The sequence below is a fragment of the Flavicella sp. IMCC45668 genome (assembly GCF_057219105.1).
This window is the reverse complement of sequence record NZ_CM170114.1, coordinates 3,462,208-3,475,723: the sequence shown is the minus strand read 5'-3', so window position 1 is coordinate 3,475,723 and position 13,516 is coordinate 3,462,208. Positions and strand designations below refer to the sequence as shown.

Genomic DNA, 13,516 nt, shown 5'->3' with positions numbered 1-13,516 from the left:
CTTTTCACTATAAGTTAACGCAGAATTATTAATTTATTTTTTTCAACGCTTTGTACCATCTCTCAGGCACTTTTTGCGACGTGGCATCAATATAATCGTCGTGCGTACACGGTATTAACGCATGTCGTTTGTATTTATTGTCATTCATAGAATGAATTTCCAACCACCATCTTCCACTTTTATGACTTTTATAAAAAACCATATTCTCATCCTCATGCGGAACAATATACTTTACATATTTCTCTTTGGTACAATAAGGATAATCCTTAGCTCTAAAACTATAACCTTCTATAAAATACCACATCATTTGCGCTACTAAATGAGCCGTCTGTCCTTGTAAATCTAAACGGTTATTAAATTCATATATACCGAATGAGGTTACTTTGTCGCTGATCCCAGCATATCTAGAAATAGCACATATTTCATCTCCATAAAAACCGTTCGGGGTTGCATTTCCATTTGCTGGCGCTTCACTCATACGTACAGCACCTAGATCAATGCTCACAATATCAGCATCTCGCATTATGGGCTCAACAATCTTTAAATCCTTTGCTTCTCCTAAACGATATGCATCAAAAGACAAACTTTCTAACAAATCTATTTCATCTTGAGAATTAAAAAAAGTTTGATAACCTATATTACTATAGTTAAATAAATTTGCGGGCTCTTCCATCACAATTTTACTTAAAAAAGAATTTGAGTTCAAAGGAGAATCTATAGCTCCAAGATCAAACTTTGAATCTACAGAAACAATATTTACAAGTTGTTCCAATGTATCATAAGCCCTGTAATTTGCATAAGTCAAATCTTGACCACCTCCTAAAATCAATGGAACAATATTCTTTTTTACTAAAAAAGTAACAACCTCTTTCAAAGCAAAATAAGTATCTTGAACTGAAGCTCCTTGGGGAATATTTCCTAAATCAACGATTTTTTGAGACCAGTTGCCAGGATATAATTTATAAAAATACTTTCTTATGGCATCTACTCCATACCCAGTGGTATCATTATTAACAGCTCCTCTACCATCTTGAACACCAATAATGGCAATCGAAACATTTTCAAGTTCCGGCATCCCCTGCTCTTTGTTATGAATTTTAACAAAACGAGACAATGAGGTTTCAGAATACTCTAAAATCTCATCTATAAAAAGTTCTTCAAGGGGTAATAAAAAATCTAAGCTCATTAAAAAAAATTGTACTTGGTACACTTTATCCACCAAGCGTCTCAAAAATATAAAATAAATTCAAAATAAAAAATGCAACTACAGTTACTATTTCTTTTTTGCTGCTGGCTTCTTCTTGGCTACAGTTTTCTTTTTTGCAGTTGCTTTTTTAGCAGGAGCTTTTCTAGTTTTTTTCTTTGGTTTTTTAGCTTCTATAATTGCCTGAACTTCCTCTAACGTCATGTTTTTAGCATCCGTTGTTTTTGGCAGTTCAATTTTTAGTTTCCCTTGGATGATATTGAAACGTCCCCATCTTGCTTTTTCAAGACGAATACCTTCTTCCTCCCAATTATGGATTACTTTTTCAATCTCCTTTCGTTTTTTATCTTCAATCAACTCTACGATATCATCATAACTTAAATTATCATAATCGTATTTCTTATTAACATTGATAAAAATACTATTCCATTTGATAAAAGGACCAAATCTCCCTACCCCTTTCTGTACAGGTAAATTTTCATATTCAGCGATTGGTGCATCTGCTTTTTGTTTTGCCACAATAAGCTCAGTTGCTCTAGCCATATCAACAGACATCGGATCTTCACCTCTATCTAAAGAAACATACATCGTTCCAAATTTAATATAAGGTCCAAATCTTCCATTAGAAACAACAACATCGTCTCCTTCATAAACACCTAAATTTTTAGGCAACAAAAACAACTCCAACGCTTCCTCTAAGGTAATTGTTCCTAAAGTTTGTTCTTTTAATAAAGAAGCAAATAACTTTTCTTCATCCTCTGGATCTCCAATTTGAGCCATGGGACCAAATTTCCCTAAACGCACTAAAATCGTCCTTCCGGTTTCAGGGTGTTTACCTAAAATTCTTTCACCACTTTCTCTCTCAGCATTCTCAGAAACATCTTTTACGGTTGGATGAAAAGTTTGATAAAATTCTTTTATCATAGCCGTCCAATCCTGAGTTCCTTCAGAAATATCATCAAAATCAGCCTCTACTTTCGCAGTAAACCCAAAATCTAAGATGTTTGAAAAATTAGCTACTAAAAAGTCATTTACAATATTTCCAATATCTGTTGGAACTAATTTTCCTTTATCGGAACCAACTTTTTCAGTTAAATTCTTATTTGAAACTTTACCAGCTTTTAAGGTAAATTGTTCATATTCCCTTTCTGTACCTTCAAGCTCGCCTTTTACTATATATCCTCTTCTCTGAACCGTAGAGATTGTAGGCGCATAGGTAGACGGTCTACCAATTCCTAACTCTTCTAATTGTTTTACCAAAGAAGCCTCAGTAAACCTATAAGGTGGACTTGTAAACCTTTGAGTTGCTGTAATGAAATTATAATCTAAAGCCTCTCCTTTTGCTAATTGAGGAAGCATTCCTGCTTGCTCTTCTTCTTCATTATCTGTTCCTTCTAAATATACTTTTAAAAACCCTTCAAATTTGATCATCTCTCCATTCGCAGAAAAGATTTTCTCATTTTTATTATTTTCAATTTTAACATTCGTTCTTTCCAACTGAGCATCACTCATTTGAGAAGCCAACGTTCTTTTCCATATTAAATCATACAAACGATCTTGGTCGTTTTCAACATTCACCGTATGACGTTTCATATCTGTAGGACGAATCGCCTCGTGCGCTTCTTGTGCTCCCTTAGATTTCGTTTTAAAAACCCTTGGATTACTATACTCTGGCCCGTAATAATTTGTAATTTCTTCCTCTGCTTCTTTTCTTGCATCGTCAGATAAATTCAAACTATCCGTTCTCATGTAGGTTATCAAACCGGCTTCATACAAACGTTGAGCAACTTGCATTGTTCTAGCAACTGAATACCCCAATTTCCTTGAAGCCTCTTGCTGCAATGTTGAAGTTGTAAACGGAGGAGCAGGAGATTTTTTTGCTGGTTTCTTTTGTAAATCAGCAATAGAAAAATCTGCATCGGCAGCCGACTTTAAAAATTCTTCTGCACTTTCCCTTGAATCAAAACTTTTTGGTATGGTTGCCTTGAATTTCTTACCATTACTATTTAAAAATTCAGCCACCACTTTGTAATGCGCAGTAGTCTTAAATTCTCTAATACTTCTTTCTCTTTCTACAATTAATCTTACGGCAACTGACTGAACTCTACCAGCAGACAATCCACCTTTTACCTTTCTCCAAAGTACAGGAGATAGCTCATAACCAACCAATCGATCCAAAACGCGTCTTGCTTGTTGAGCATTCACCATATCGTAATTGATATCCCTTGGGTTATCAACAGCTTTTAATATAGCTTTTTTGGTAATCTCATGAAAAACAATACGTTTTGTATTATCAGAATTTAATTTTAGCTGTTCTTGTAAATGCCATGCAATTGCTTCTCCCTCGCGATCCTCATCACTTGCTAGCCAAACCGTATCTGCTTTTTTTGATAAAGTTTTCAACTTTTTAACAACTGCTTTCTTATCATCTGACACAATATAACTTGGAAGAAAATCTCCATCTACATTAATTCCTAATTCACTAGAAGGTAAATCTGCAATATGCCCAAAACTAGATTCTACTTGAAAATCCTTCCCCAGAAACTTCTCTATTGTCTTGGCTTTTGCTGGTGACTCAACTATTACTAAATTCTTTGCCATATATCGTAATTGTATAATTCGTTGTCGTAAAATTGTAAAAATACCCCTTGTTTTCGACCAAAAGCCAAACAGAAATCAATACTCTTACCTCCTGCAAAAGTAGATAGATTTTTTAAATTTCAAATTTATGTTCCATTTAAATTCAAATATTTTTTAATTCTTCACGTATTTTTAACGGTTTATTTCTCTGCCAAAATGTCAGAATTCGTATTTTTGATTGTATCTTTGCAATCCAAATTTTCTAAAGGAATGGAGACTGAAAAAATAATTGATGCGAACAAACAAGGACATCCTTTGTTAACTGAAGCAATAGAAGGAAACAAAAAAAAGCTATACATAGAAAGTTATGGTTGTCAAATGAACCTAAACGATAGTGAGATAGTAGCCTCTATTCTAGCTGAAAACGATTTTAATACTACTCAATATATTGAAGACGCTGATTTGGTGTTGGTCAACACTTGCTCTATTAGAGATAAAGCAGAACAAACTATCAGAAAAAGACTTCAAAAATACAATTCAATCAAAAAAATAAATCCTGATATGAAAGTTGGGGTTTTGGGTTGTATGGCTGAAAGATTAAAATCTAAATTTTTAGACGAAGAAAAAATTGTTGATCTTGTTGTTGGTCCTGATGCGTACAAAGACTTACCTAATCTTTTAGAAGAAGTAAACGAAGGAAGAGATGCTGTAAATGTAGTATTATCTAAAGACGAAACTTATGGAGATGTTTCACCGGTTCGACTTAACTCTAATGGGGTATCAGCTTTTGTTTCTATCACTCGAGGGTGTGACAACATGTGTACCTTTTGCGTTGTTCCCTTTACAAGAGGAAGAGAACGTAGTAGAGATCCCAAAAGTATCATTGAAGAAATCCAGAACTTAAAAGATAAAAACTATAGAGAAATTACTTTATTAGGTCAGAATGTAGACAGCTACCTTTGGTATGGAGGAGGGCTAAAAAAAGACTTAGACAAAGCTTCTGATATTGCAAAAGCAACCGCCGTAGGTTTTGCCAAATTACTAGATTTGGTTGCCACGAACTTCCCAACCTTAAGAATACGCTTTTTCACAAGCAACCCTCAAGACATGGATTTAGAGGTTCTACATATTATTGCAAAACATCCTAATATTTGTAGATACATACACCTACCTATTCAATCTGGAAGTACTTCTGTTTTAAAAAGAATGAACAGACAACATACTAGAGAAGAATACATGGAACTGGTTGATAAAATTAAAGAGATAATACCTGGAGTGGCCATCTCTCAAGATATGATTATCGGATTCTGTGGGGAAACAGAGGAAGAACATCAAGATACGATTAGCATGATGGAATATGTGCAATACGACTATGGTTTTATGTACTCTTACTCAGAAAGACCTGGAACCTTAGCTGCTAAAAAATTTGAAGACGATATTGACGACAAAACGAAAAAACGTCGTTTAAATGAAGTAATTGCAGTACAACGCGCATTGAGTTCCAAAAAAACACAAGAATACGTTGGGCAAACTATAGAGGTTCTTATTGAAGGAACTTCTAAAAAATCTTCAGAACACTGGATGGCTAGAAATACTCAAAATTATGTTGCAGTTTTTCCTAAAAATAATGAAAAAGTTGGGGATTATATCCAAGTAAAAATAGAAGATTGCACTTCTGCCACGCTTATCGGACATTCGGTAGGTGAAGCTCAAGAAATCCCTTTTCAATAAAAAACATAGAAATTAATGGAAGGACTTACTACCATCAAACAACGTTTTGAAATCATTGGAAACGATGACAAATTAAACAGATCACTAGAAAAAGCAATTCGAGTTGCCCCAACAGACATCTCTGTTTTGGTAACAGGTGAAAGTGGTGTTGGTAAAGAAACGATTCCTAAAATCATCCATCAACTTTCGCACAGAAAACACTGCAACTATATTGCTGTAAACTGTGGTGCTATTCCAGAAGGAACCATCGACAGTGAACTTTTCGGACATGAAAAGGGAGCCTTTACTGGTGCTACCTCTACTAGAAAAGGATATTTTGAAGTGGCTGATGGTGGTACTATTTTCTTAGATGAAGTTGGCGAATTGCCATTGACGACTCAAGTTAGACTTCTACGTGTACTAGAAAACGGTGAATTTATAAAAGTTGGTTCTTCTCAAGTTCAAAAAACAGATGTTAGGATTGTTGCAGCAACAAACATGAAAATGCAACAGGCTATTCAAAAAGGAAAGTTTAGAGAAGACCTATACTATAGGTTAAGTACCATTGAATTAAACTTACCTCCTCTAAGAGATCGAGAAAACGACATTCATTTGTTATTTAGAAAATTTGCTTCGGATTTCGCACAAAAATATAGAATGCCTACCATTCGATTGAATGAAGAAGCTGTGAATCTATTAATTAACTATAGATTCCCTGGAAACATAAGACAATTAAGAAATATTGCAGAACAAATATCTGTTGTTGAAGAAAGTAGAAATATCGGCCCTGATAAGCTCATCCAATATCTTCCTAACTACAATAATCTACCTGTAATTATTAATTCAAACGAATCTCAAGAAGGTAAAAGCATTTCTGAAGACAGAGATGTGTTATACAAAGCGTTGTACGAACTTCGTAAGGACTTCAATGAATTAAAAAAACTCACCCTTGATTTAATCAATAACAAAAACATTGGTGAGTTGCCAAATGAAAACTTACAACTTCTAGATCAACTGAACAAAGACAAGGATACATTCAATTCTGATTCTAATATTGAATTAATTCAAATCCAACAGCCTGTGGCTCCTGCAAATAATTATGAATATGCTGAAACCATTGAAGAGGACGAATCTTTATCATTACATGAAAAAGAAATAGAAATGATTAAAAAGTCGTTAGAGAAAAACCAAAATAAAAGAAAACTTGCAGCAAAAGAACTAGGAATTTCTGAACGAACACTTTACAGAAAAATTAAACAATATGATTTATAAGAAAGTTTAGTTGAAACTCTCATTGTTAAATTGTTAATTTGTTTTTTCGTCAATAGCAACATTGTACTCATCATTATCAAGAAAAAAAATGAAAATTAAATCTATTATATTTTGCACGCTTTTATTTCTAAGCATCATTAGCTGTGGTGTTTACTCATTTACCGGAGGAGATACTGGCAATGCAGAGACGCTACAAGTTAATTACTTTCCCAACAACGCACCTTTGGTTGAACCTGGTTTAAGTCAGCGTTTTACTCAAGATTTACAAGATTTATTTTTAAGACAAACAAACCTGAGTTTAGTTAAGTCAGGTGGTGATTTATTTTTCGAAGGTGAAATTACAAATTACCGTGTTACACCGATGACAGCAACTGCAGAACAAACTGCTGCACAAAGTAGACTTACCATTGTGATTAATGTACGTTTCTACAACAAACTAGACGAAAAGAAAGATTTCGAAAAAAGTTTTACTCACTTTAGCGACTTTGATGCAAATGATCAGTTAACAGGATCTGTATTAGAAGGAGCCTTAGATGAAATATTTGAACGAATCACCCAAGATATTTTTAATGCTTCTGTAGCAAACTGGTAATACATAACAAATGGATATTCAAACGTTTTCAACAATTCAAAAAAACGCAACTTCTTTTAGTAAAGAAGAGATTTTGCAGTTGGAAACCCTTGTTCAAAAACACCCCTATTTTCAGGCTGCACAAGCTGTTTTATTAAAAGCATACAAACAAACAAATAATTACAAATACAATAAATCACTTAAAAACAGCGCTGCTGTTACCATTGACAGAAGTGTGCTTTTCGATTATATAAGTAGTTTTCAATTTGACGAGCAACAACACCAAAAAGAACAAACCAAATCAATCGAGAACACACCTGAAGAAATCCCTGAAACAGAAACGGGCGCCAATGCTCCTTTTGAATTTGATCAGAATGAAGCTCATTCTTTCAATCAATGGTTACAACTTACCACCAAAAAACCTATCATAAGGGAACCTAAAAAGAATAGTACTTTACATAAAAACAAAGATTTAATAGATAAATTCATTGACTTAAACCCAACTATCAAACCTATCGCTAAAGACACACAGAGCTCTTCTGTCCCATCAAACACGTATTCCGAAAACGAATTAATGACAGAGACTTTAGCTAGAGTTTACCTAGAACAAAAGAAATATAGCAATGCAATCAAAGCATATAATATTTTAATTTTGAAATATCCAGAAAAAAGTGGTTTCTTTGCAGACCAAATCAAGAAAATAGAACACCTTAAAAATAAATAAGCATGACATATACATTGTTTTTAATCCTTATCCTTGTTGTAGCAGTATTGCTAGTATTAATAATTATGGTTCAAAACCCTAAAGGAGGTGGATTGTCTTCTTCTTTCGGAGGAGCAGGTGGATCTCAATCTATGGGAGGAGTACAAAGTACTAATAACTTTTTAGACAAAAGTACTTGGACATTAGCAATAGCTTTAATGGCAATGATATTACTTTCTAACTTTGCTATTCCTAGAGAAAACACAAACTCAACAGATTCTCAAATTGAAGAAACTCTGAATAACAGAATCACAGAAGATGAAGCTCCTTCTCTACCAGAAGTAGAAGAAACGGAAGAAGCTGCTGAATAAAACATCAACACAAGTTGACACAAAAATGCCAAGGAAAATGACACCTTGGCATTTTTTTTTACATATTGTCAGACTTATACAAATGGCATATTTTTAGATATGTAAAAGGCAAACAAAATATAAACTTATAAACATATATAATAATGAGTAACGTAAACATCAAACCATTAGCGGACAGAGTACTTGTAGAGCCATTAGCAGCAGAGACTAAAACTGCATCAGGATTAATCATTCCAGATTCAGCAAAAGAAAAACCTTCTAAAGGAACTGTAGTTGCAGTTGGGAATGGAACCAAAGACGAAGCAATGACTGTTAAGGTTGGAGATACTGTATTGTACGGTAAATACGCTGGTACCGAACTAAAATTAGAAGGTACAGATTACTTAATTATGAGAGAGAGCGATATATTCGCAATCGTTTAATTTTTCAATTTATTCATCTTTAATAGAGAACATAAAAACACATTAAAATGGCAAAAGAAATCAATTTTAACATTGACGCACGTAACGGTTTAAAACGTGGTGTTGATGCTTTAGCAAATGCAGTAAAAGTAACATTAGGACCAAAAGGTAGAAATGTTGTTATTGAAAAATCATTCGGAGGACCTTCCATCACAAAAGATGGGGTAAGCGTAGCGAAAGAGATCGAATTAGACGACCCAATTGAAAACATGGGAGCTCAAATGGTTAAAGAAGTTGCTTCTAAAACCAATGACCTTGCAGGAGACGGAACAACAACCGCTACTGTTTTAGCACAAGCTATTGTTACTGAAGGTTTAAAAAACGTTGCTGCAGGTGCCAACCCTTTAGATATCAAAAAAGGAATCGATAAATCTGTTGAGGTTTTGGTTGCTGACTTACAAAAGCAATCTGAAGTAGTAGGAAATCAATCTGACAAAATCAAACAAGTAGCTTCTATCTCTGCTAATAATGATGAAACGATTGGTGACTTGATCGCTGAGGCTTTTGGAAAAGTTGGTAAAGAAGGAGTAATTACGGTTGAAGAAGCAAAAGGTAGAGAAACTTATGTGGATATCGTAGAAGGTATGCAATTTGACAGAGGATACTTATCTCCTTACTTTGTAACAAATACAGAAAAAATGTTGGCCGACCTAGAGAACCCATACATTTTATTATTTGACAAGAAAATCTCTTCTTTAAAAGAATTATTACCGATTTTAGAGCCTATCTCTCAATCGGGAAAACCTTTATTGATCATTGCAGAAGATGTTGATGGTGAAGCATTAGCTACTTTAGTTATGAACAAACTACGTGGAGCGCTTAAAATTGCTGCTGTAAAAGCTCCTGGATTCGGAGACAGAAGAAAAGCAATGTTAGAAGATATCGCAATCTTAACCGGAGGTACTGTAATTTCTGAAGAGAGAGGTCTTACTTTAGAAAACACTACCATTGAAATGTTAGGAACTGCCGAAAGAGTTACTATTGATAAAGACAATACAACAGTTGTAAATGGTGCTGGAGAGTCTGACGCAATCAATGTGAGAGTTACTCAAATCAAATCTCAAATTGAGAATACAACATCTGACTATGATAAAGAAAAGTTACAAGAGCGTTTGGCTAAATTAGCTGGAGGTGTTGCTGTATTATATGTTGGTGCTGCAAGTGAAGTTGAAATGAAAGAAAAGAAGGACAGAGTTGATGATGCTTTACATGCAACAAGAGCTGCTGTTGAAGAAGGAATTGTTGCTGGTGGAGGTGTTGCTTTAGCCAGAGCTAAAGCTTCTCTTACAGCAATTGCAATTGAAGACAATACTGACGAGCAAACAGGTGTGAACATTATTAATAGAGCTATTGAAGAACCGCTTAGACAAATTGTTGAAAATGCTGGTGGTGAAGGTTCTGTAGTTATTTCTAAAGTACTAGAAGGAAAAGCTGATTTTGGATACAATGCTAAATCTGGTGAATATGTAGAAATGTTAAAAGCAGGAATTATTGATCCTACAAAAGTAACACGTGTTGCATTAGAGAATGCTGCTTCCGTTGCAGGAATGATTTTGACTACTGCATGTACTATTTCTGAAATCAAATCAGAATCTGCTGGTGCTGATCATGCACACCCTCCAATGGGTGGTGGTATGCCTGGAATGATGTAAAATCATAAAACAATTATAAAAAGTGCTTTTGAAATCTCAAAAGCACTTTTTTTTCGAATTTATTTTACTTCATAAACTACACTTATTCAATATATTAAACCAAACAAAATCACCCAACAGCAATCTCAAATTTAAATCATGGCAAGGTATTTGTATTTTGACGATCAACCGTAATTACTACATTTAAATCAATACCTATTAATGCCAGCTCTTACTTTTCATAAATCAATTTTTCTAACAGTCATTATGCTGTTTATGGTTCAATTTATTCTTGCACAAACAGAACCTATAATTTCCGGAAGAGTGGCAACTCCAGAAAACGACCCCCTAGAATACGCATCCGTTGCTTTGTTAAATCCAAAGGACTCCACAATGATCAACTTTACAACTACCGATATGGAGGGGAAGTTTAAAATATTGGAGGATTCAAGAGACTCCTTACTTATACAAATTCACTCTACTGGATTTATTTCTCACTTTGAAAATATTGTATTCAGAAACGAAGCAATAGATTTAAGCAATATCATTTTGAAAGAAGATGTTGGCTTGTTAGATGAAGTTACTATTTCAGCTGTTGTCCCTATTCAAATAAAAAAAGATACTGTTGCTTTTAACACCTCAGCATTTAAAGTCAACCATGATGACAATATTGAAGACATGCTTGAAAAATTACCAGGTATGGAAATTGATTCTGATGGTAAAATGGTGGCCCAAGGAAATGAAGTTACCAAGATATATGTTGATGGAAAGGAATTTTTTGGAGGAGACCCTTCGGTAGTTATGAAAAATTTATCAGCAGATGTAATAGCAAAAGTAGAAATAATAGACAAAAAAAGTGACGAATCTGAACTTACCGGAGTAAGCGATGGTAACAAACAGGTAATTCTAAACTTCACGTTAAAGAAAGACAAAAAGAATAGAGGTTTTGGAAAAGCAAGTGCTGGAATAGGACTTGACAACCGTTATTTTGCAAGTGGTAACTACAACCAGTTCTCATCAAAAACACAATTTTCTGCCGTAGCCTCCACAAACAACATTAACGTTACAGGTTCTAATATTAAAAACTTTCTTAAAAGTGCTGACGGACTAGGAGACGAATCAGACGGAGAAGAAAGCAACATCAGCAAAAAAAGTTTAAGTGGCTTTTTAAACTCTCAAATTGCTGGACTCCATTTCGGACATGAATTCAAAAAGAAAGAATCCTTAAATGCTGATTACACTTTTAACCAATCGCAAAACGACGGTACTTCCTATACCAACAGGGTATCATCGGTTAATGAAACAAATATCAATTCAAATATTGTGAGTAATTTCGACAACAAAGACAAAAACCACAATCTGAATTTCAACTACAAAAACCAAGCAAACAGTACTTACAGTTATTTCGCAAAAGGAATGTACAATGCCAGTGATCGAATGATAACTTTAAATAAATTTTCTCAAATCTACAATACAGAAAATACTCTAAGAACTACGAATGACAGTAAATTCAACAATGCTCAGAATAGACATAGAGGAAACCTAAAATTGAATTTTTACAAAAAACTCAATGACCAAGGAAAAAATTTTGCTGTAGGTGCCTATGCTACCACCGAAAAACTCAAAAGGTTCAACCAACAAAAAACTGAAACAACCAGAAATCTAGACTCTGAAACTCCATCAGTGATTAAAAGCGAAGTATATAGAGATGAATTGATAGATAATAACTCAATCAATTACAACATCAAATACACAGAACCTTTAGGACACAATCATTATATTAAAATAGAAGCCTTTAATACCTTTAGAAATATTGATGAAGATGTAGTTCAATCAAAAACAACTATTACAAATGACAACCAACAAGATTTATTTGAATACCAATACAACCATAAAGAATATAATTATCAATCTAGATTAGGCTATAGTTATAATATTGAAAAACTGAATATTTATGCAGGTGCGGAATACCAAGACCTCACCAGAGATTTTGGTGAACTAGAAAAGTTATCAATAAATAAAAAAAATAGTTTTATCAACCCAAGAGCTTTCATCCAATACAAACCAAAAGCAGGTAGAAAATATCGTTTGAATTATAAAAAATCTGTGCGAAGTCCTAATATCTACCAAAGCTCAACTGTTGTTAATGATTTGATCCCTAGATTTATTAGAAAAGGAAATCCAAATATCAACGCTGAACAAAGAGATGACTTATCTGCAAGAGTAAATATTCATGACTATAAATCAGCACTTACATTTTATGGATTTGTAAATTTATCTCACACGAAAGATGCTATAATTCCTACTATTGAAATTGATGAAGATTTAAATAGAGTTAGAAGTTTTGAAAACATCGGAACAAAAGATAATATATCCACTTCTTTTAGTTTGAGTAAAAAAATTAACCGTCTCCCTGTTCGCTACACCATAAAAAACAGAAATTCTTTTCAAAAATCAAATTCATTAATCAACTATACTTTAAATGATGTTACCGCAAATAGGTACTCTGGTAGTTTACGATTTGAAAATCACAATAAAAACATCTTTGATTTTAAAATTGGAGCGGAATACTCCATGAATCAAACTAATTTTTCAATCAGACGTGAACTGAACAGAGAATTCTCTACACAACATTATTTTACCAAATTTGATTACGACTTCACAAAACAACTAAACTTCAACACACAATTTGATTATTACTTGTACACATATGATACTGAAACTGCCAATGAAAATTTTGCAACCGATGTAATTCTTCCACTTTGGAACACTGCCATCTCTTATGCATTTACTCCAAAAAAGAACAATGTTGTAAAGTTAATTTTGATCGACATGTTAAATAAAAATGTAGACATTAGAAGAAGAAGTAGCGTCAACTATTACGAAGAGACAACTACAGAAAGCCTTGGAATGTATGCTGTTCTAAGTTACACCTACCGATTAAATAACGGGGCTAGAAAAAAGTATAAAAAAGGAAAAAAATCATAATAACTAAAAAAGGAAATTCTGCTTG

10 protein-coding genes are annotated in these 13,516 nt (G+C 33.7%); 8 read left to right on the top strand and 2 right to left on the bottom strand.

What is annotated here, in order from left to right; translation table 11 throughout:
• Window positions 1-28 precede the first annotated feature (28 nt).
• Window positions 29-1,186 carry a formimidoylglutamase gene (locus tag AC2DZ0_RS14180; protein WP_484642544.1) on the bottom strand — a complete coding sequence of 386 codons (1,158 nt, stop codon included), beginning with the start codon at window positions 1,184-1,186 and terminating at the stop codon, window positions 29-31.
• Between the two features lie 87 nt (window positions 1,187-1,273).
• Window positions 1,274-3,805, bottom strand: a complete 2,532-nt coding sequence (gene topA, locus AC2DZ0_RS14175; RefSeq protein WP_484642542.1) for a type I DNA topoisomerase — start codon at window positions 3,803-3,805, stop codon at window positions 1,274-1,276.
• A gap of 249 nt (window positions 3,806-4,054) precedes the next feature.
• On the opposite strand from topA, the gene miaB reads away from it, so the two are divergent.
• The 8 genes from miaB to AC2DZ0_RS14135 all read left to right on the top strand — a co-directional run bounded on the left by miaB (window position 4,055) and on the right by AC2DZ0_RS14135 (window position 13,491).
• Complete coding sequence (gene miaB / locus AC2DZ0_RS14170) at window positions 4,055-5,515, top strand: tRNA (N6-isopentenyl adenosine(37)-C2)-methylthiotransferase MiaB (protein ID WP_484642540.1); 1,461 nt, start codon at window positions 4,055-4,057, stop codon at window positions 5,513-5,515.
• Window positions 5,516-5,530: 15 nt separating this feature from the next.
• Entirely contained in the window at window positions 5,531-6,766 is a 1,236-nt protein-coding gene (locus AC2DZ0_RS14165; RefSeq protein ID WP_484490710.1) for a sigma 54-interacting transcriptional regulator, read from the top strand.
• Window positions 6,767-6,854: 88 nt separating this feature from the next.
• On the top strand, window positions 6,855-7,358 hold the full coding sequence (locus AC2DZ0_RS14160) for an LptE family protein (protein WP_484490709.1): 504 nt from the start codon (window positions 6,855-6,857) through the stop codon (window positions 7,356-7,358).
• A gap of 10 nt (window positions 7,359-7,368) precedes the next feature.
• Window positions 7,369-8,061 carry a hypothetical protein gene (locus AC2DZ0_RS14155; protein WP_484642538.1) on the top strand — a complete coding sequence of 231 codons (693 nt, stop codon included), beginning with the start codon at window positions 7,369-7,371 and terminating at the stop codon, window positions 8,059-8,061.
• 2 nt (window positions 8,062-8,063) lie between these two features.
• On the top strand, window positions 8,064-8,411 hold the full coding sequence (gene secG, locus AC2DZ0_RS14150; RefSeq protein WP_484490707.1) for a preprotein translocase subunit SecG: 348 nt from the start codon (window positions 8,064-8,066) through the stop codon (window positions 8,409-8,411).
• Between the two features lie 143 nt (window positions 8,412-8,554).
• Window positions 8,555-8,833, top strand: a complete 279-nt coding sequence (locus AC2DZ0_RS14145) for a co-chaperone GroES (protein ID WP_300326603.1) — start codon at window positions 8,555-8,557, stop codon at window positions 8,831-8,833.
• Window positions 8,834-8,880: 47 nt separating this feature from the next.
• The gene (gene groL / locus AC2DZ0_RS14140; protein WP_484490706.1) at window positions 8,881-10,524 is read left to right on the top strand and encodes a chaperonin GroEL; all 1,644 of its coding nucleotides are present in this window, start codon (window positions 8,881-8,883) and stop codon (window positions 10,522-10,524) included.
• Between the two features lie 255 nt (window positions 10,525-10,779).
• Entirely contained in the window at window positions 10,780-13,491 is a 2,712-nt protein-coding gene (locus tag AC2DZ0_RS14135) for an outer membrane beta-barrel protein (protein ID WP_484642537.1), read from the top strand.
• Window positions 13,492-13,516: the final 25 nt, after the last annotated feature.